At 66.8% G+C, this 19,242-nt stretch carries 16 protein-coding genes; 6 read left to right on the top strand and 10 right to left on the bottom strand.

What is annotated here, in order from left to right:
• Positions 1 to 365: 365 nt before the first annotated feature.
• Positions 366 to 770, top strand: coding sequence for a hypothetical protein (locus MXF70_RS00305; RefSeq protein ID WP_248516601.1), 405 nt, complete (start codon positions 366 to 368; stop codon positions 768 to 770).
• A 24-nt stretch (positions 771 to 794) separates the two neighbouring features.
• Here MXF70_RS00305 and MXF70_RS00300 read toward each other — a convergent pair whose 3' ends face one another.
• From MXF70_RS00300 to MXF70_RS00285, 4 genes are all read right to left on the bottom strand, one after another.
• Positions 795 to 1,550, bottom strand: coding sequence for a potassium channel family protein (locus MXF70_RS00300; RefSeq protein ID WP_248516600.1), 756 nt, complete (start codon positions 1,548 to 1,550; stop codon positions 795 to 797).
• Positions 1,551 to 1,823: 273 nt separating this feature from the next.
• On the bottom strand, positions 1,824 to 2,843 hold the full coding sequence (locus MXF70_RS00295; protein WP_248516599.1) for an amidohydrolase family protein: 1,020 nt from the start codon (positions 2,841 to 2,843) through the stop codon (positions 1,824 to 1,826).
• 167 nt (positions 2,844 to 3,010) lie between these two features.
• The gene (locus MXF70_RS00290; RefSeq protein WP_248516598.1) at positions 3,011 to 3,868 is read right to left on the bottom strand and encodes an aldo/keto reductase; all 858 of its coding nucleotides are present in this window, start codon (positions 3,866 to 3,868) and stop codon (positions 3,011 to 3,013) included.
• Between the two features lie 89 nt (positions 3,869 to 3,957).
• Positions 3,958 to 5,187, bottom strand: coding sequence for an HD domain-containing protein (locus tag MXF70_RS00285; protein WP_248516597.1), 1,230 nt, complete (start codon positions 5,185 to 5,187; stop codon positions 3,958 to 3,960).
• Positions 5,188 to 5,433: 246 nt separating this feature from the next.
• Between MXF70_RS00285 and MXF70_RS00280 the strand changes: the two genes are divergently transcribed.
• The gene (locus MXF70_RS00280; RefSeq protein ID WP_259370371.1) at positions 5,434 to 7,287 is read left to right on the top strand and encodes a PAS domain-containing protein; all 1,854 of its coding nucleotides are present in this window, start codon (positions 5,434 to 5,436) and stop codon (positions 7,285 to 7,287) included.
• 29 nt (positions 7,288 to 7,316) lie between these two features.
• Here MXF70_RS00280 and MXF70_RS00275 read toward each other — a convergent pair whose 3' ends face one another.
• Entirely contained in the window at positions 7,317 to 7,886 is a 570-nt protein-coding gene (locus MXF70_RS00275; protein ID WP_248516595.1) for a response regulator transcription factor, read from the bottom strand.
• 174 nt (positions 7,887 to 8,060) lie between these two features.
• Positions 8,061 to 10,313: a phosphoribosylformylglycinamidine synthase subunit PurL gene (purL, locus tag MXF70_RS00270; RefSeq protein WP_248516594.1), complete on the bottom strand. Its 2,253-nt coding sequence runs from the start codon at positions 10,311 to 10,313 to the stop codon at positions 8,061 to 8,063.
• A 211-nt stretch (positions 10,314 to 10,524) separates the two neighbouring features.
• Here purL and MXF70_RS00265 point away from each other — a divergent pair, with 211 nt between their 5' ends.
• The 4 genes from MXF70_RS00265 (at position 10,525) to MXF70_RS00250 (ending at position 13,712) form a co-directional block, all read left to right on the top strand.
• Positions 10,525 to 10,737: a DUF6199 family natural product biosynthesis protein gene (locus tag MXF70_RS00265; protein ID WP_248516593.1), complete on the top strand. Its 213-nt coding sequence runs from the start codon at positions 10,525 to 10,527 to the stop codon at positions 10,735 to 10,737.
• Positions 10,738 to 10,822: 85 nt separating this feature from the next.
• The gene (locus MXF70_RS00260) at positions 10,823 to 11,677 is read left to right on the top strand and encodes an NAD-dependent epimerase/dehydratase family protein (RefSeq protein ID WP_248516592.1); all 855 of its coding nucleotides are present in this window, start codon (positions 10,823 to 10,825) and stop codon (positions 11,675 to 11,677) included.
• Between the two features lie 108 nt (positions 11,678 to 11,785).
• The gene (locus MXF70_RS00255) at positions 11,786 to 12,469 is read left to right on the top strand and encodes a PHP domain-containing protein (RefSeq protein ID WP_248516591.1); all 684 of its coding nucleotides are present in this window, start codon (positions 11,786 to 11,788) and stop codon (positions 12,467 to 12,469) included.
• A 70-nt stretch (positions 12,470 to 12,539) separates the two neighbouring features.
• Complete coding sequence (locus MXF70_RS00250) at positions 12,540 to 13,712, top strand: asparagine synthase C-terminal domain-containing protein (protein ID WP_248518416.1); 1,173 nt, start codon at positions 12,540 to 12,542, stop codon at positions 13,710 to 13,712.
• Positions 13,713 to 13,751: 39 nt separating this feature from the next.
• On the opposite strand, the gene MXF70_RS00245 is transcribed toward MXF70_RS00250, so the two are convergent.
• The 4 genes from MXF70_RS00245 to MXF70_RS00230 form a co-directional block, all read right to left on the bottom strand.
• A complete protein-coding gene (locus tag MXF70_RS00245; RefSeq protein ID WP_248516590.1) occupies positions 13,752 to 14,657 on the bottom strand; it encodes a J domain-containing protein in 906 nt (301 codons plus the stop codon).
• A gap of 161 nt (positions 14,658 to 14,818) precedes the next feature.
• Positions 14,819 to 16,024, bottom strand: coding sequence for a methionine adenosyltransferase (locus MXF70_RS00240; protein WP_248516589.1), 1,206 nt, complete (start codon positions 16,022 to 16,024; stop codon positions 14,819 to 14,821).
• A gap of 86 nt (positions 16,025 to 16,110) precedes the next feature.
• Positions 16,111 to 16,653 (bottom strand): class IV adenylate cyclase, encoded by a 543-nt coding sequence (gene cyaB / locus MXF70_RS00235; RefSeq protein ID WP_248516588.1) that lies wholly within the window; start codon positions 16,651 to 16,653, stop codon positions 16,111 to 16,113.
• A gap of 214 nt (positions 16,654 to 16,867) precedes the next feature.
• On the bottom strand, positions 16,868 to 18,853 hold the full coding sequence (locus MXF70_RS00230) for a hybrid sensor histidine kinase/response regulator (RefSeq protein ID WP_248516587.1): 1,986 nt from the start codon (positions 18,851 to 18,853) through the stop codon (positions 16,868 to 16,870).
• Between the last annotated feature and the right edge of the window lie 389 nt (positions 18,854 to 19,242).

The raw sequence follows: 19,242 nt of genomic DNA, 5'->3' as shown, positions 1-19,242 counted from the left end.
ATCGCGAGCGAGCACGTCTGGCTCGGGTGCGAATCTGCCCCGGGTACTCCTTGAGCAGTGTCCGCATCAGCTGCTGCTCTCCTCGGTCGCTGCTCCTCGCATTTGCGTCTGCCAGAGCAACCGAGTTCGCCCGATCTTTTATATATTGAACTGCATCACGATATATCGAATTCTGGCGTCGTCGCGGCACTCGTCATCGTCTCGAATCCGAGAGAACAGCTACGAGAACGTCTATACTGCTGAAATTCGGTGCATCTCTCATTCGGTTCCCCAACTCCGGCATCGCTACCGGCCGTCACCGTCGGTAGTTTAATGCACGATGGGTGTGGAATAATGGGTCCCGGAACGACGCGGTCCTCATCACCATGACTACCCTCACCGATCGCTGCTACGATTGCGGTACGGAGTACGTCCCGCTGGCCGTCGACGACGGCCGATGTCCCGACTGCGACTCACCCGCGACGCCGCTCGTCGGCACGCCGACCGTGTTGGACGTCCGGCCGATCGCGACGGTCGATCTCGACAGTCTGCCCGTCGAGGAGGCCATCGAAGTGCTCGTTCGCGACGACACCGACCGGCTGATCGTCTACGCGTTCGCGGTGCCGTCCTCGGGCGTTCCCTACGCGGTCGCGATCACGTTCGGCGACGCTACGATCCGTCGCGGTGACGAGCACTGGGCGTCGATCGAGGGGCCGGAGTGCGTCGTCGATGCGGTGGTCGACCGCGTCGGCGAGCCGCCGGGTCGGCCGCCTGCTGCATCGACCGAATAGGTCCAAAGTGCCAGCGAGGTCCGCTCAGAGTCCCTGACAGACCTGCTGTCCGCTGACGACCTCCGGAATAATCACCTCGTCCGCGCCGACCCGCTTTGCCAGGGCTTCGTCCATCTCGTCGCCAGCGCGCACCACGAGGCGAACGTCCGGCGCCCGCTCGGTCGCTGCCACTGCGACCTGGACGTTCGTGCTCGTGTCGTCGACGGCACCGACCACGGTTTCGGCGCGCTCGATACCGGCAGTCCGGAGCGTCTCGTCGGTGCGTGCGTCGCCTTCGATTGCGAGAAATCCGTCGTCGATCGCTCGCTCGTAGTTCTCGGAGTTTTGCTCCACGATCACTGGTTCGCGATCGTCAGCGAGGAGCCCCTCGGCGACGGTTCGGCCGAAGGTGCCGTAGCCACAGACGATCACGTGCGATTCCCGGTCGTCGATGCGTCGGTCGATGCTCATGGCGGTGAGTTCGTCGGTTAGCTGGCCGCCGAAGGCGGCCGAAAACAGCGTTTCACCCGTCCAGATTCCCGTCAGGACGAGTCCGGAGAGGACGGCGATGGCGTAGGCCTTGACCAGCCGTGCCGGGCCGTCGTGGTGTTCGAAGTACAGCTCGATGCTCGTGGGGTCGAGCAGCCAGAAGGCGGCGTTTACGGGCCCGATGCCAGCCAGTGCGACGAAGCCGACCACGCCAGCCGTGACCACGCAGGCGAAGGCGAGCACCGGGCGCACGAGTCGCCGGAGCAGCGGCCGCCGCGCCACGGCTTCGATGAGGCTGCCGGGGAGAATCATCGAGCGCCACGCGTTCGCCCTGCGGTTCGGGATCTGCGGTGGATTCGACGGTTTGCCGACCGGTCGACCAGCCGATCGGCTCGCCGCTCACCATAAATTCGCACTTTGTACTTTTCTGACGCGTTCTGTTGGCCACACGGTTGCATACTTTTCATATTTATTGGTGTATGTGTGGGTGTGTCTTGCAAATGGCTGTGAACGTCGACTATACAAAAGGTTTCCTCCCAGGTCGTCAGGATCACTCTGCCATCGGTCCCCGATCGCCGACTCGGTCTACACCAGGACGCGGTCGACGTCGGAATGGCTCGCCCGGCGCACGACTGTCCGGACCGGGTCCTTCGCGCCTGCCAGATTGTCCGTGTCGCCGTCGAGGGTGAACAGCTTCGCGGGCCGGCCTTCCTCGAGTACGCCCCAATCCAGGTCTGCAATTTCGGCGCCGCGGTAGGTCGCCATCGCGAGCACTTCCGCGCTTGGCAGCCCCGTCAGCTTCGCGGTGATCGCCATTTCGCGGAACATCGACGGCGAGTTGAGGAAGACGTTGTCCGTTCCGAGGGCAACCGTCGTGCGGTCGGCGAGCTCCGCGATCGGCGGTACGCCAACGTCCGTAACGAGGTTCGAGCGGGGGCAGACGACGACGGGGGTGCCACGGTCCTCGAGGCGGTCGAGCTGGTGGTCCTGGGCGTGCACCATGTGGACGAGAAAGTCGGGATCGAGATCCATCGCCGGATCGACGTCGCTCTCGTCGACCTCGCCGGCGTGGATGCCGAAGGGCTTGCCAGCTTCCCGCGCAGCGGTACGCTCGGCCTCGAAGTTCGCGTCGTTTGCGCCCGAGGCGCCGTAGCCGTCCGCGACGTCGAGGACCTCGATCTCCTCGCGGCCCATGATGACTGGATCGAGGTCGATCTCTGCCCCCGCGGCCGCCGCGCGGAGCTGCTCGACGCCCTCGACGCCGCCTTCCCGGAACTCGATGCACGCGCCGGTTCCGCCGGTCTGCATGTACCGCAGGGACCGTTCCATCGCCTCGATCAGTGACTCTGAGTCGGCCTGTCGGAGCAGCCGGTGTTTGAGCCCGTCCGGCGGCGCGACGAGCTCCTCCAGCGAGAGCCCCTCACCGGCCTCCTTCGCGATCGAATCGCCGAGATGCGTGTGCGCGTTCACGAACGCCGGGCACACGATGTCGTCAGTATCGACCGGATGCTCTTCGATGCTCGCGATTTCGCCCTCGTCGACGTGGAGGGTCCCCTCGACTGGTTCGAAGGACCGCCCGCGGAGAATCGTCCCCGTGAGTTTCATGGACGCTGCTTCGGCGGGGACGGGTTTGTACCCGACGCTCGCGGTGAGGGGTCTTCGACGTGATGTGAGAGAACTCCGGTTTATCTATCATCTCAGGAAGCCTCGAGCGGAAGGCGGCTTCCGTAGACGGTCGGCGCTGCGATATCGTCTGAAACGAGGCTCGGGTCCTATTCGGACAACCGAGCGTACTCGTCGTCGGTCAGGTCGATCTGGGTCGCGGCCACGTTCTGTTCGAGGTGCTCGACGCTCGAGGTGCCAGGAATCGGGAGGATCACGTCCGAATGCTCCAGCAACCACGCCAGCGCGATCTGCTGAATCGTCGCGTCGTGTGCGTCTGCCACGTCCTCCACGACGGCCTGCTTCTCGCCGAGGTCTCCGCCGCCGAGCGGGAACCACGGAATGAAACCGATGCCGGCGTCCTCACAGGCTTCGAGGACTGCCTCGTCCTCTCTGTGGCCGACGTTGTACTGGTTCTGGACGGTCGCGATCTCGACGACGTCCTGGGCGCGTTCGAGCTGATCGACGGAGACGTTGCTCAGTCCGACGTGCTCGACGAACCCGTCGTCTTTCAGCTCCGCGAACGTCTCGATGGCCGTCTCGAAGTCGACGTCGGGATCGGGTCGGTGGTACTGATAGCAATCGATCGTGTCCACGCCGAGGCGATCCCGACTGACGAGCACCTGGTTCCGGACGTACTCCGGTGCGCCGTGTTTCAGCCAGTCGCCCTCGGATTCGCGGAGCAGCCCGGCCTTGGTCGCGATCGTGACGTCGTCGTGTGTGAACTCCTCGGACTCCTCGATGGCCTCCCTGATCATGCGCTCGCTGACGCCGGGGCCGTAGGAGTCCGCGGTGTCGATCACGTCGACGCCGAGCTCCAGGGCTCGCTGGACGACGCGCCTGGCTTCGGCCTCGTCTGCGGGCGGGCCGATGATCTCCTCGCCGGTCAGGCGCATCGCGCCGAAACCGAGCCGATGGACGGTGATCTCGCCGCCGATGTCGAACGTGCCACTCTCGTTTGCAGCCATATCACTGATTGTGGCCGCCTGCTGCAAGGGCCTTTGCGTCGGCGAACCCGGCAGTGGTGCTGGGACCGCCGCCACTGAGCGTGAATAGCCTACTCCCCGTCGGTGAACTCCGAGAGCGTCGCGGGGTATCCCCGGACCTCGGTGACGAGCACGTCCTCAACGTCGATTCCCAGCACGTCCACCGCGGCGGGACCGACGGCGTCGGTCCGCTCTGCCGGTGCGTAGACGCCGAGGCGCCACTGGGAGTGCTGGGCCGCCCGAAGTGCCTCCACGAGCGGCGACTGCTCGGACAGCGGGCGGACCTCGCCGTTGACGACGACCCTGGAGCTGCTCTCGGGCATCGACGGCCGCCCGGGAACGTCGAGGATCACGGCTTCCTCGGGGACACCGGCAGTGCGTGCGATCTGCCCCTCCAGTTCCCGGACGGTGAGGTGGTCGGCGTCTACGACCGAGTCCGGAACGTCCTCGAACTCGGCCCAGACTGCGCGCTTGAACAGCTCCCGATCGTCGAGGCGACGAGCGTAGACGGCGGCGGGCTCGCAGTCCCGGAGCGACACGAGTAGCTCCGGGTCGTCCATCCCCTGGACGGCTCCGGCGTCGGGCTCTCCCTCGTCGATGAGGGCTTCGGTCGCCCGCCGGAGCATCGACTTGCTGATCCTCGCGACGTGGTGGCGATAGACGGTCGGGTTCATCAGCGCCCGGGCGATCAGCAGGCTCTCCGCGGTCTGGACGTTCCCCGCGTCGAGGACCAGCTGGTCGTCCCGGAAGGTAAGTTCTCGAACGAGCCGGCTGTGGTCGATGGTGCCGTAGGGGACGCCGGTGTGGTGGGCGTCCCGAACGAGGTAGTCCATCCGATCGACGTCGAGCTCGCCGGAGACCAGCTGTCCGTAACGGCCCTTACCGGCGACGAGATCCGCGACCTCAGCGGGATCGACGTCGAACTCTCGGAGAACCTCCCCGACCTCCCCCGTTTCGAGCCGGTCGTGAACCTCGTCGTGGTAGGTGCCCGTGCGTCGCGCAAGTAGCTCCTCGACGTTGTGGGAAAATGGGGCGTGTCCGACGTCGTGGAGCAACGCTGCGGCGCGGACTCGCTTGGCGCGCTGCTGGCGTGCGGGGAGGTGGGCGAGTGCGCGGTCCGCGAGGTGGTAGACGCCGAGGCTGTGCTCGAATCGCGTGTGGTTGGCCGAGGGGTAGACCAGCGAGACCGTCCCGAGCTGTGAAATGCGGCGAAGTCGCTGGAGGGCGGGCGTGTCCAGCAGCGCACGGGCGAGCCCCTGGACGTCGATGTGATCGTGGACGCTGTCCTTGATCGTCTTCACTATGCGGCGTTTGGTCGGCATCGGTCAAAAGGGTGCGCGATGGCGGTCGGTGTCGCGGGCCGCCGCTCGCACACACCGGGTCGAACGACCGTTGTTCCGCGTGTGAGGGATTTCGGCGATTGCCGAACTCCGTATGGGACTACCGCCTCGCCCTCACACTTTTTCCAGCGGGATCCTCACAGAACGGCCGTCGGACGTAAGTAGGGCCTCTCCCAACGTCTCCCCGACCAGCAGTTCTCGCCACTCATGCCAGAGCATCCGCCCGCCCGCTCCACGCGCTTTTCCGCCCTCCTCGATCGCATGACTGAGGGCTTTCTTGCGATCGACGACGAGTGGCGAATCGTCGAGTGTAACGCGCACGCTGCGACGGTACTCGGCGCAGATCGTGCGGACCTCCTCGGTGCAGAGCTCTGGACGGCAGCCCCGAACGTCGTCGAAACGACGTTCGCAGAGCAGTATCAGCAGGCGATGGCGGACCGGGAACCGACCGCCTTCGAGGCGTTCTGGCCCCAGACAGAGACGTCGTATCGCGTCCGGATTTACCCTACAGACGGCGGTGGTATCGAAGTGTTTCTCCGCGACGCCGACGCCAGTCTCCCGGCGGGCGACGGCCCGCGCCCCGCGACCGTCGTCGAGGCAGTGACCGACGGGGTGCTGGCCGTCGACGCCGACGATCGCATCGTTCTCGTCAACGAGGCGCTCACCGGGCTGCTCGACGCCGGTCGATCGACGCTGCTCAACACCAGTCTCGACGCGCTCTCCACCGCGACCAAACTCACCGACGACGACGTCCGGTCGCTGCGCGCCGCGATCGAGCACGTCCGAAACGCCGGGGCCGAGGATCACCGCATCCAGCTCTCGGTGCCCGACACCGAGGGTCGACCGGGCGCCGTCGAAGTCAGGCTCTCGCCGCTCCCCGGAACGGAGGCGGATCGCGTCGCCGCGGTCGTGCGTGACGTCACCGAGCGACGTGATCGCGAGCGCGTCGTTCGATCCCTCCACGCCGCGACGCGAGAGCTGTTCCGCGCTGAGGATACGATCGACGCCTGCGCCGCGGCGGTCCACACCGGTGCCGATCTGCTCGACCTCCAGATCAGCGGGATCTGGCTGCTCGACGAGGAGCGCAACAGGCTGGAGCCGGTCGCTGCGACCGCCGGCGCACACGACACCGTCGGCGGGCTGCCCGTTTTCGGCGACGGCGAGGGCCTGGCCTGGCGGGCCTACCAGCGCGATGATGTGATCCACTTCGACGACGTCACCGACAGCGAGGACGTCTACAACCCCGACACCCCGATCCGGAGTGAACTGATCGTGCCGATCGGGAACCGCGGCGTGTTGATGGCCGGGGATACCGAGCCCGGCCAGTTCGACGAGACCGACGTCGAGCTGGCGGAGATCCTCGCAGCCAACACCGAGGCCGTGCTCGATCGCCTGGAACGCGAACAGCTGCTCGAGGACCGGGCCACCGAACTCGAGCGCCAGAACGAGCGGCTCGCTTCGCTGGAGGGCGTCCTCTCCGGCCCGATCAGCGCAACGCTCGACGACGTCGAGGCGACCTTCGAATCCGGGACGATCGAGGAGGCCCACGACGCCGTCGATCGCACCCGTCGGCTCGTCGACGTCGCTGGCACCTACGCGAACCGACCCGACGCCACCGGCGCTCGCACGGGACTCACGCTCGGCGAGACGCTCGAAGCGGCCGCCGCCGAGACCGAACGCAAGGCACCGACCGTCGTCGTCAGCCGCGACGGCACGCTCAGAGCCGACCACGAGCACCTCCTGGAGCTGTTCGGTGCACTGGTCCGCAACGCGATCGAGCGCGATGCCGGCGCGGTCAGTCTCGGCGTGCTCCAGGCGACGAGGTCCAGAGTCCGCCGGCTCTCTGGCTTCTACGTCGAGGACGACGGCGACGTCATCCCGCGACGGGTTCGCGACCCGCCGTTCGATCCCTACGCCGGCGACGTGACGGTGGGACTCGAACTCGAACTCGCGCGCCTGCTCGCTCGCGATCACGGCTGGGAACTGACTGCCGACCCCACACAGCACGGTATGCGCTTTGAAATCACCGACGTCACGACGCTCTCGCCGACGAAGGAGTGAGCGTCAGGACGGCTTTTCGATACACTACTTCAGGACAGATCTTCGAGCACTTGTCGGTAGGAGTCGCTCTCGTCGAGCTGGAGCAGGGCCTCGTCGCTCTCCTCGCGGATGACGGCCAGCCGATCGACGAGGCGCGCGTACTCCTCGCTCGCTCGGAGTTCGGGCTCGGTCTTCTCGGCGTCCAGTAGCGCCTTCTTCGAGGCGAGCGCGAAGAACTGCTGGATGCGATCGTCGTACTCGCTGCGGAGGCGGAGCCGTTCGACGGTCTCGACGAGATCCTCCCGGGAGACGGGTTTGACGAGATAGTCGTCGAACCCCATCTCGACGATGTCGAAGTCCGGCTCGACGGCGGTGACCATCGCGACCTTGCAGTCGATCCCGCGCTCCGTGATCGCGTCGAGCACCTCGTCTCCGGAGAGGCCGGGCATCCGACGGTCGAGGAGGACGACGTCGATCGTGTCGTCGAGCGCATCGACGGCCTCGTCGCCGTCGTAGGCCGTCCGAACGGCACAGTGGTCGCCGAGCCAGGCGCTGTAGAGGTCGGCGAGATCTGATTCGTCCTCGACGATGAGGACGACCGGCTGTCGAGCGCCGGTCACGAGAGATCACCGTCGAAGCCGTGCATGCTTCGTCTAATTGGAGGTCCGATATTTCAACCCATCGGCGTTCGTGCAGGTGACTGTGGCGAGAAACGGATCTGAGCGGTGCGGGATGGACGACCGACCGGTGGCTTCCCGCCGTCGGTCGGTCAGAAACGAGTCGACGTGTACCGATCAGTCAAGCGCCGCGTCGATCGTCGACCGGGCCTCGGCGATCTCGTCGGCGGATGCTTCGAGGGTCTGCTCTCCGATGTCGATCGTGAGGCGGCCGTCGTCGGTCCCGGAGCCGATTCGGCGAACCGACGCGACGCCGTCGAAGCGCGCCTCGACCGCGTCCGGATCGGTCGTCTGGATCAGCGCCCGGCCAGGGGCCTCGGCGAAGAGCTCGCCGGCCGGATCCTCGCCGGGCAGTTCGACGGCGAGCCCGGCCGACTCCGTGACCATCTCAGCGAGCGACACCGCGAGGCCGCCGTGGGAGACGTCGTGGACGGCGAGGGTGTCGTCGCGTCGCGCCACGTCGGCGATTCCGTCGAGGATCGGTGCGGGGTCCTCGGGCGGCGCTGGGAAGGCGTCGGTCCCGCCGAACTGGGCGAGATACTCGGAGCCGCCCAGCGTCGTGGCCGCCTCGGCCAGCGCTGGCTCGCCGACGAGGAGGAGTTCGCCCTCCGGCTCGGCGTCGATCCCGGGCGCGTCGTACCCCTGGCGCGTACCGACCATCGCGAGCGTCGGCGTCGGCGGGATCGGGCCGGCCTGCGAGTCGTTGTACAGCGAGACGTTGCCACCGACGACCGGCGCGTCGAGCGCCGAGCAGCCGTCGGCGAGCCCGTCGACGATCGCTGCGAAGCCGCCGTAGACGTCTGGCTTCTCTGGGTTCCCGCCGTTGAGGCAGTTGACCGCGGCGAGCGGGGTGGCGCCAGCCGTCGCGAGGTTCGTGGCGTTCTCGACGGCGACGGCGCGGGCGCCCTCGTAGGGGTTTGCATCGGTCCAGTTCGGCGCGGCGCCGGCAGAGATCGCGAGGCCGACGCCCTGCCCGGTCGCGTCGGAGCCCGCCTCGATGTCCGCGGCCTCCCGGATCGCGAGGAGTGCGGCGTCCTCGCCGGGCTTCTGGGCCGTTCGAGCGCCCACTTCGTGGTCGTACTGTCGGTAAACCCACTCCTTGCTGGCGGTGGTGGGGCTCGCGAGGACGGCGTCGAACGCGTCGGCGACATCGACGCCTTCGGGGCGATCGCGGGACTGGGGGTCGGGCGCCTCCATCGGGAAGTCGTTAAACGGCGCGCCGTCGCCGAGGAACTCCGCGTCGGCGTCGACGACGGTTTCGCCCTCGAACGTGCAGACGTAGTTGCCCTCGGTGACCTCGCCGATGACCGTGCAGCCGAGATCGTAGCGATCGGCAACCTCGCGCACGCGGTCGACGTTCTCCGGGGTGACCTCATAGCACATCCGCTCCTGACTTTCGGCGAGCAGGATCTCCATCGCGTTCATGTTCGGCTCGCGCTGGTGGACTCGATCGAGGGCGATCTCCGCACCGAGGCCGCCCTGGGCGACCATCTCGCTGGAGGCGCCGCCCAGCCCCGCAGCGCCGAGGTCGCGGGCCGCTTCGAGCAGCCCCTCGTCGACGAGCTGTTCGTTGCACTCGATCAGGAGCTTCTCCGTGTAGGGGTCGCCGACCTGCACCGCGGGTCGGTCCTCCGTCTCTGCGTCCTCGTCCAGATCCTCGCTCGCGAAAGAGGCGCCGCCGAGGCCGTCGCGGCCCGTCGAGTTCCCGACGAGCACGAGCTTGTTCCCGGGCTCGTTGACCGCGGCGCGGACCAGCCGGTCCTCGGTCGTGATACCGACGCAGGCGACGTTCACGAGCGGGTTCCCCTCGTAGCCCTCGTGGAAGTCCACGCTGCCGCCGACGGTGGGCACGCCGATCGCGTTGCCGTAGTCGGCAATCCCCTCGACGACGCCTTCGAAGAGATAGCGGGAGTGCTCGCGGTCGAATGCGCCGAAGTACAGCGAGTCCGTTAGTGCGATCGGGTAGGCGCCCATCGACAGCGTGTCGCGGACGATCCCGCCGACGCCGGTCGCGGCGCCGTCGTAGGGGTCCACGTAGCTCGGGTGGTTGTGGCTCTCGATACCGAGCGTGACGTAAACGTCGCCGTTCGGTGCGTCGGAGAGATCGGGGACGGCGTCGCCGCCAGCGTCCTCGGCTGCGTCGGCAACGGCGTCCGCGAGTGGGTCGGGGAGCGCGACGACGGCCGCGTCGTCACCCGGCCCGACGACGATCCGGTCGCCCTCGGAGTCGAACGCTCCGAGCAGTGGGCGGGAGGAGCGGTAGGCGCAGTGTTCGCTCCAGAGGTTCTCGAACAGCGCGGCCTCCGCGCGGGTCGGTTCCCGACCGAGCTCTTCAACGACGAGTTCACGGTCGGCCTCGGCGAGGGGCATTCTGGTAGGGCGTTGCCCGAGACCGAATAAATGGCTTCCCATGTGCGAGGCTGCCGAGCGGTTCCACGCGGCTTCCCCGAACTGCGAGACGGAGTGAATTCCAAGTGAGATGAGTGAATTCCAAGTGAGATTGGTCACCCGATCTCCGGTTTCGATGCTCGCGCATGGCCGACCACAAAATATTTGACATGTTCCCTCTCAACTAGAATCCATGGTCAACCCGTTCGGATTCTTCCTCCTCGCCTTGGGACTCATCGCTGTGGCCTGGCCATACGAGGTCGCCCGGTTCGAGGAGCGTCTCGACGCGATCGGGAGCAAGCGGTCCTGGTCGGAGGTCGAGCCGGCCGACTGGCGGGTGCTGCTCACGCGGGGAATCGGGGTCCTGTTCGTGCTCGTGGGCGGCGGACTCTTCCTCTTCGGCTGAGCGGGCGGTAACGCGCGGTCGGCGACAACCGGCAGCGATGCAGTTGATGCACTTTACTAAGAGGGAGGAACGCGACTAGTCGATCGTGAACGTACTCATCACTGGCGCCCACGGCACGGTCGGCACGGCGATCACGGACAATCTCGGCGACGACGACCGCTTCGAGTTCACGCTCCTCGACGTCGCCGCTCCCGACGGTGCCTACGAAGGTGAGCCGCCGGGAGACGTCGTGACCGCCGACGTCACGGAGTACGACGAGCTGCGCCCCCACTTCGAGGGGCAGGACGCGGTCGTCCATCTCGCGCTGATTCCGGGCACCGGGGGTGCAGACGCGCGGGACATCCCGTGGGACGACGCCCAATCTGACAATCTCGAGGCGTTGCACAACGTCGCGGCGGCCTGTGAGGACGCCGACGTCGATTCCTTCGTCTTCGCCTCATCGAATCACGCCGTCGGCCTCGTCGAAGTGACGAACACACCCGACGTCTACCACGACCAAGGCATCGTCGCGGGCCACGACGAGCCCCATCGTCCCGACTCGACATATGGGCTCACGAAGAGCTACGGCGAGGATCTCGGTCGGTTCCTCGCGGAGGTCCACGACGTCCGGTTCTACGGCCTCCGGATCGGCGCGGTCCGGGACCCGGAGTACGACCACCCCTACGGCGACGCGGAGGCCGGTGTCGAGGAGGGTCGCTGGGACCGGGGAAGCGAGGAGTACGACGAGATGGTCGCGCGCATGAAGGGGCTCTGGCAATCCCGGCGCGATCTCGCACAGCTCGTCGAATGCTGTCTGACCGACGAGACCGTCGAGTGGGACCACTATTTCGGCGTCAGTGCGAACGAACGCCGGTGGCTCGACGATCTTGCGTACGCGCGCGAAACGATCGGATACGATCCCGTCGACAACGGTGAGACCTGGGACGCGCCGCCCGAGTGATCGTCGGCTCGGTGGTAGCCACTGCCAGCTACGATCCCTCGGCACTCCACAGGTCAGCGCGTCTCACATTCCGATCCCCTTTTGACGGCTGCGTCCGAACGCGAACCCGTGCTATCGTGCGAGCTCCATACGCACTCGGAGCTGTCCCACGACGGACGCGACCCCGTCGATCTCCTCGTCGAGCAGGCTGACGCCGTGGGCCTGGACGCGCTCGCGGTGACGGACCACGACGAGATCGAGGCCAGCGTCGAGGCAGCGGAGCTCGCGACCGAACGCGGTATGATCGGCATTCCCGGTCTCGAGGTCACCAGCCGCGCCGGCCACATTCTCGGCCTCGGCGTCGACCGTCGCATCGAGCCCGGGCTCCCGTATGAAAATACGCTCAACCGGATTCGCGACGCCGGCGGCATCGCGGTGATCCCACACCCCTTTCAGGAGTCCCGCCACGGCGTGATGGCGAACATCACCCGCGACCAGCTCGCGATGGCCGACGCAATCGAGGTGTACAACTCTCGGCTGTTCACCGGTCGTGCGAACCGGCAGGCCCGCCACTTCGCACAGGAGAACGGACTGCCGATGACAGCCGGCAGCGACGCCCACATCAGCGAAATGGTCGGCCAGGCTCGGACGCTGATCGACGCCAAAGAACGGACCCTCCAGGGCGTGCTCGACGCCATCCGGGCCGGCGACACGAAGATCGACGGCAAACGAACGCCCTGGCGCATCAGCCTCCGCCAGTTCGCCGGTGGCGTCACCCGGCGCATCCGGCGGCACGTCCCCTCACAGGGCTGAGGTGGCGCACGTGGACACCGACCCCAGCGAACGAACTGACGATACTGATTCGACGACGGACGCCGACTGCGTGGGATCGACGACGCCCCCCGATGAGTCGGTCTTCCGTGGCGATCGTGACCGGGCCAGGATCGCCGTCGAGCAGGGCGATCCGCTCTCGGGAGCGAACGGGTTCGCCGGGCTGCTCGAGCGGCCGGACGACCCGGACGCTGGACAGGCGCTCGTTCGGGACGTGCTCGGCCGGGAGCCACTCTTCCTCGAGCGGGACGCTCCGACGGACGAGCTGCCGAGCAGCGACGACTGGGCCGTCGACCCGACGACACTCGACGCTCCGGAGCCGTTCCCCGCCGGTTCGATCCAGGACGCCGACGGTCGCCGGCAGCGCCTCCGGCTGCCACGGAACTCCGGCGTCGGCGACGTCGGCGGGACCGCAGCCGCGGTGCCCGGCACCGAAGTCGACGAACTCCGGACCGCGATCGACGACGCCCTCGCAGCCCTCGATCCCGAGACGCCGGTGGCCTTCTCCGGGGGCGTCGACTCCGGACTGGTCGCGACCGGTACCGACGGCCCGCTGTACGTCGCCGGATTCCCGGACAGCCACGACCTCGAGGCCGCCCGCGACGCCGAAATTGCGATGGATCGCGAGCTCCACGAGATCGAGCTGACCCACGACGAGCTGCGTCGGGCGGTTCGCGAGGTCGCCGTGGCCACTGGACGGACCAACCCGATGGACGTCTCGATCGCGGTGCCGCTCTTCCTCGTCGCCGAGCGCGTCGCGGCGGACGGCCACGAGACTCTCGCAGTTGGACAGGGCGCGGACGAGCTGTTCGGCGGCTACGCGAAGGTAGCCAAAGCGGCGGGCGATCATCGGGTCGACGCCGATTCGGTCACGGCTGCGCGGGACGAAGTGTTGCAGACGCTCCCCGAGCAGCTCCCCCGAGACGTGCTCGCGATCAGAGCCGCTGGCGTCGAGCCCGTCGCGCCACTGCTCGACGACGCCGTCGTCCGCGCCGCGCTGGCACTTCCTGAGGCGCTGCTGGTCCGGGACGAGGAGCGCAAGGTTGCACTCCGACGCGTCGCTACCGATCGGCTCCCCGATTCGGTCGCGAACCGGGACAAGAAAGCGCTCCAGTACGGCTCGCTCGTCTCCCGGGAGCTCGACCGACTCGCCCGACAGAACGGCTACAAACGCCGGATGGACGACCACGTCGGAAAGTACGTCCGGGAGCTCGTCGAGGAGTGATCGACGGTTCTCAGTGACGGTTCTATCACCACCGACGGCTCAGTCGTCGCGAAGCCGTTCGTAGGCCTGCTGGACGAGCATGAACTCCGACCGATCGCCGTCGGCGCGGTCTGGGTGGACCTCCTTGACCTGCTGGAGGTAGGCCTGTCGCACGTCGTCGCTGGATGCGCTGCCTTCGAGTCCGAGGGCCTCGTAGGCCTGGGCCCGTCGGAGTTCGACGTCGCGGACGATGCCCTCTTCCAGCCCGTCGTCCTTGCAGTCCGGGCAGAACTGCTCGGTCCGGCCGTCGACCGTGACGACCTGGTAGAGTTCGATGGAGAACAGCCCACCACACTGATCGCAGGTGTTGTTCGTGGTCGCCGGTTTGGTGGTTGCGCCGTCCGTGACGGCGTCGCCGGCGTTCGTCGCCGCCTGGCCCGGCGTCTCACCGCTGGTCGACGAAGTGCTGGCCGTGGCGGCACCCGACTGCGCACCGGCTGGACCTGCCTCGTCGGCGTTCGAATCGGTTCGGGAAGCTCCTGCTGTCGTGGTCCCGGGGCTGTCGGTGTTGCTGACGCTTGGGGACGCACCGGCGCCCGTGGCGGACGGATCGGTGCCGCTGGCTGATGCCGATCCGTTGGCGCTGGCCGTGGACTCGGTCCCGGACTCTCCTGCAGCGGCGGTCACTCCGGCCGGTCGCTCGCCGCCTGCAACTGTCTCCCGGCAGTCTGGACAGAGAACCATCTCCGTGCCGTCTGGTAGTTCGGTCCGGGAGAGCGTCGCGGCGGTCACCCGATCGCCACAGCCCTCGCAGTCGGTAACGGTGCGCTCGGCGAGCTCTTCGGCGTGGTAGCGACACTCCGGACAGACCACCATCGAGCCGCTGGGGAGGATCACCTCCTCGAGCTGCTGTGCCGGGCCCTCCCGGTCGCAGCCGTCACACGTCTTCGTCCCAGCGGCGGTCATACGTGGAACGTTGGTCGCCTCCACACTAAATTCCTTTCGCGGTTGCGTCGGTGCCGGGACTCCATCGTCCGTCGATCTGGCTGAACCCAGTGCCGCTTGCGAACAGAGGATCGAACCGCAGACACTCCAGCACGACAGACGCGGCGCGCCGTGCGAGACGGTCAGAACGTGGCCAGCTCGCCATCGATCACGCGCTCGGTGATCGACGTGACGTCCGCGAGCCGGTCGTCGACGATCTCGGTGACCTCGGCCTCGATATCGGAGACGGCGATGCCGTCTTCGGTCACGACGTGAACGTCGGCGACGTGGGGCTGGTCGATCGGCCGGCCGATCTGGGAGAGGAGGCGGACGCGAAGGTCGCGGATCCCATCGACCTCGCTCACGACGTCCTCGGCGATCTCCGTCGAGAGCAGGTTGTAGATCTTCCCGATGTGGTTGACTGGGTTCTTCCCGGAGGAGGCCTCCATCGACATCGAGCGATTCGGCGTGATGAGGCCGCTGACGCGGTTGCCGCGGCCGACGGAACCGTCGTCGCCCTGTTCGGCGCTCGTACCGGTAACCGTGAGGTAGACGGACTCCTGCTCGTAGTCGTCGGCGGTGTTGACGTAGACGTCGACGGAGCGATCGGTGATCTCGTCGGCGACGGACTCGACGAACGATCGGACGCCCTGGACGGCCTCGTCGTACTCCTCGAGGTTCCCGACGTACTCGTCCACGATCGCGGCGGCGACGGTGACGTCGACGTGATCGCCCTCGCGCTTGCCCATGATCTTGACGTCCGGGCCGAGCTCGGGGTTGGTGTCGGCGTACTCGGTGTTGAGTCGGTGTTCGGCCTCGTAGACGATTCGCTCGGTCTCGGTCATCGGCGCGTGGCCGACGCCGAAGCTGGTGTCGTTGGCCATCGGGACGGAGACGCCGTCCTCGCCGAAGACCTCCTGGAGATCACCGCTTCCTTCGCCGAGTTTGACGTCGACGATGATGTCCGAGCCGACCTCGAGTTCGGGAATGTTCTCCTCGAGATACTCTCTGGCGGCTTCGAGCGCGATCCGCTCGGTCGGGATCCTCGTCCCCTGGTACTCCTTGGTCGCGCGCCCGACGATCAGCAGATAGATCGGCGACTGCACCTCGCCGCCGCCGTAGGCAGGTGCGGCCTCGCCGGCGACGAGCTGCGTCTCGTCGGTGTTGAAATGCAGTACTGTACCCACGCGGTCGAGATACGCTTGCGCCAGCGCTTCGGAGACGTGCTCGGCGACGCCGTCCGAGATAGAGTCGGGATGGCCAACTCCCTTCCGCTCGACGATCTCGACCTCCTGATCCTCGACCGCGTCGCGATCGATAGCCTCGACGCGGATGTTCCGGTCGGTCATTGCTCCGATGTATCGATCCCCGTTGCCTATAGCTTGCGATACTGGCGATTTCGGGCTGGGTCTGGCCCGTCCAGGTGCAGGGCCCGTCACTCCTCCGCCAGAAGGAGTCCGAGGTAGGAGGTCCGAATCTGGTCGTCGGGGTCACAGCCCAGATCGGTCAGGATCTCACGTGCCGCGTCCCTCGCGTCCGAAATTCCGGCGTCGTCTCGCTCCGTCTCCACTTCGACGTACTCTCCGAGGCCGTCGACGGTATCGAAGGTCACGGTGAACTCGCCGACGGCGTACCGGTCCCGCTCTTTCCGCACCTCGGCGGCCCGCTCGAACCCGAGTCGCTCGAACACCGTCTGCATGGTCTCTCCCTCCGCAACCTCGGTCTCGAACTCCTCTCGAGATTTCGATTCGGCCTCCAACAGCGGGCCCTTGTAGGTCACTGCGGTCGTCCACTCGCCGTCGCCAGCGGGGCGTTCGCGACGGAGCCGCAGTGCCTCGTCGCTCTGAGCGAAATTCCGGTGTGGCGCGTCGAAGTAGGTGTCGACCTGCTCGATGGTCCCCATCGCCTCGGCGTCGTCGGGGAGGCGTTCGCGGACGGTGTCGTGGTCCGCCGCCACTTTCACCTCGACTTCGTACATGTCCGTCAGGGCGGTCGGGCTGCCGATAAGGATGTCCCTCCGGTAGAACGGATTGGCGCGGTCCGTGCGGTCGACTTCGCGCCGCCCGATCTCTCCATTCGCACTACTTCCACCCACCTTTCCTCAGTTTCTCACAGTCTTCTCTCCTGGCCCCCATCACCTCGTCTCCGCATACCCTCAGTTTCTCAGTAGCTTCCTTCCTCACCCTCTGTCCTCACCCATCGGCGGTCTCGACGCCACGGATCTCGAACCGTGCACCACCCTCGGTCCCCTCGACGACGTCGATCTCCCAGCCGTGGGCGTCGACGACTTGCGAGACGATGCTCAGTCCGAGGCCGGTCCCCTCCGCCGACGTCGAGTACCCGAACTCGAGGACGTCGTCGCGGTCGGCGGCAGCGATCCCCGGTCCGTCGTCTTCGATGTAGAACCCTTCTATCCCCTCCTCCTCAGACTCGCTCTCGAGACGGCCGATCGTCACCGCGACCGCGTCGCAGTCGTCCCTTCCGTCTGGAGACGACTGCGGACCAGCGTCCGGTGGGCTATGCTCCACGGCGTTTCGGAAACAGTTCTCGAAGAGCTGCCGAAGCCGGTTCTCGTCGGCGATCACGGTCGAGTCCACCGGTGCGTGTAGCGTCGCCTCCGCCGTGTCGACGGCCTGCCAGCTTCGGCTGGCAACTGTAGCCAGGTCCACGGGCTCCGTTTCGGTCGGCGCCTCCCCCTCGCGAGCGAGCGTGAGCAGCCCGTCGATCAGGGTCTGCATCCGATCGTGAGCGTCGGCCACGATGTCGAGGTCCTCGCTGTCTATCTCCTCTCTCGCGAGCTCCAGCCGGCCGTTCGCGACTGCCAGCGGGTTGCGAAGATCGTGCGAGACGACGCTCGCGAACTCGTCGAGCCGGTCGTTCTGTCGCTCGAGCTCCCGCTGCCGTTCGCGAAGTTCGGCCTGCCGTTCGATGCGCTCGACCGCCGCGAGCATCGCCGCGACGAGGATCTCGGCGTGCTTTTGATCCTGCTCGTCGAAGGTTGCCCGGGTCGTCGAGACTGCCTGGAAGATCCCCCTGTCGGCGATCGGCACCGTCAACGCGGCCCTAATGGCGTCGTCGGTCGGCTCGCCCTCGGACGCTTCCGTGACGTCGTCGACGAGGCTCGCCTCCTTCGTCTGATAGACCTTTCCGGAGAGCCCCTCGTCGGTGCCGAACGGTCGGTCGCCGACCGCGAGCGGCGTGTCCTCGGAGATCGCCCGGATCTCGAAGACGTCCGGGTCGTCGTCAGCTGGCGTCGCCACCGTACACCAGTCGAAGCCGAGAATCGTCACCGCGGCGTCGATCATTATGTCGTAACACGCATCCGCGGATTGGGCTGCGTAGAGACGGTTCGCAGCCTCGTGGAGGCGTTCGAGGTTCTCCCGATGGCGCTGTAGCTCCCACTCTCGCTCTTTGCGGTCGGTGACGTCCTGGAACTGGGAGAAGATCGCGAGCACCGCCCCTTCCGAGTCGCTGACGACGCGATTGTGCCACTCGCAGACGATCCGCTCGCCGTCGCCGCGGACGTTCTCGTTGACGTTGTGATAGCCCGACTCGTCCTCGACGAGCGCAGCTGTCACGTCTTCGACGCCCGAGCGCTCGGATTCTGGTACGATCTCGCTCCAGTGGGTGCCGACCAGTTCCTGCTCGTCGTATCCGAGGATCTCCTCGGCCGCGGCGTTGACGCGTGCGAACTCGAACTCGCCGTTCCACTCGACGACGCCGAGGGGTGACCGTTCGAAGAAGAGGGAGAGTCGCCGCCGGCTCGCCTGAAGCTCGCGTCGCGAGCGGTCCTGCTCTACCGCGTTCGCGATCCGGTTGGCCAGGACGGCGTACTGACTCGTTCCGGTCTCCTTCTGGAGGTAGTCCGTGACGCCCGCCGAGATCGCCTCGCTCGCAACTGCTTCGCTGCCTCGTCCGGTGAACAGAACGAACGGAAGCTCCGGATACTCCTCACGGACGTTCTCGAGAAGCTCTACGCCGCTGAACTCCGGCATCTCGTGATCGCTGACGATGCAATCGACGGACTCGTCCAGTGTGTCCAGCGTCTCCAGGGCTGCATCCGCACTCGTCGCCGTCTCCACGTGGAACCGGTCGTCCTCGCGTTCGAGGAGGGTCGCACTCAATTCGAGGAACTCCGGATCGTCGTCGACGTGGAGGATCCGGATCGGCTCACTCATTGTCTCGTTCTCTCTGCCCGGTGTCAAATGAGTGTCGGCTATTTCGGCGATCGATAGCACCGCAGCGGCTGGCACTGGGCCGTTCCGGGCCGCCACTGACAGAATTTACATCTTGGCGGGCGCATCTGCTCGTCACGTACGTTCACCGGAGCGGCAGGCCGCTCCGAGCCGTCGCTCACGATGTTCGCGACGACCTCGCAGAATGCGCCGGGAGACTCACGTCGTTCGTCTCCCGAGCCCTGGCTCGATACTCTCGCCAGGACGCCGACCGGGAGTTCGCCGAGTGGAACGAGGCGACCGTCGATCGACGAAGTCGATCGGAACTGAGCAGAAGCGAAGCTTCTGCGAACGCCGTGAGACTCGCGGTGCTCGTCTCGCGAGAGCTGGCT

The sequence above is a fragment of the Salinarchaeum laminariae genome, assembly GCF_023204835.1.
Classification (GTDB): Archaea; Halobacteriota; Halobacteria; order Halobacteriales; family Salinarchaeaceae; genus Salinarchaeum; species Salinarchaeum laminariae.
This window is presented reverse-complemented; position numbering and strand designations above follow the sequence as displayed.

Bases quoted from the DNA above. Each gene is read 5' to 3' on its own strand.
- purL (WP_248516594.1), bottom strand. From the start codon at position 10,313: ATGCCCCTCGCCGAGGCCGACCGTGAACTCGTCGTTGAAGAGCTCGGT.
- MXF70_RS00295 (WP_248516599.1), bottom strand. From the start codon at position 2,843: ATGAAACTCACGGGGACGATTCTCCGCGGGCGGTCCTTCGAACCAGTC.
- MXF70_RS00230 (WP_248516587.1), bottom strand. From the start codon at position 18,853: ATGAGTGAGCCGATCCGGATCCTCCACGTCGACGACGATCCGGAGTTC.
- MXF70_RS00290 (WP_248516598.1), bottom strand. From the start codon at position 3,868: ATGGCTGCAAACGAGAGTGGCACGTTCGACATCGGCGGCGAGATCACC.
- cyaB (WP_248516588.1), bottom strand. From the start codon at position 16,653: ATGTACGAAGTCGAGGTGAAAGTGGCGGCGGACCACGACACCGTCCGC.
- MXF70_RS00240 (WP_248516589.1), bottom strand. From the start codon at position 16,024: ATGACCGACCGGAACATCCGCGTCGAGGCTATCGATCGCGACGCGGTC.
- MXF70_RS00265 (WP_248516593.1), top strand. From the start codon at position 10,525: ATGGTCAACCCGTTCGGATTCTTCCTCCTCGCCTTGGGACTCATCGCT.
- MXF70_RS00300 (WP_248516600.1), bottom strand. From the start codon at position 1,550: ATGATTCTCCCCGGCAGCCTCATCGAAGCCGTGGCGCGGCGGCCGCTG.
- MXF70_RS00245 (WP_248516590.1), bottom strand. From the start codon at position 14,657: ATGACCGCCGCTGGGACGAAGACGTGTGACGGCTGCGACCGGGAGGGC.
- MXF70_RS00280 (WP_259370371.1), top strand. From the start codon at position 5,434: ATGCCAGAGCATCCGCCCGCCCGCTCCACGCGCTTTTCCGCCCTCCTC.
- MXF70_RS00305 (WP_248516601.1), top strand. From the start codon at position 366: ATGACTACCCTCACCGATCGCTGCTACGATTGCGGTACGGAGTACGTC.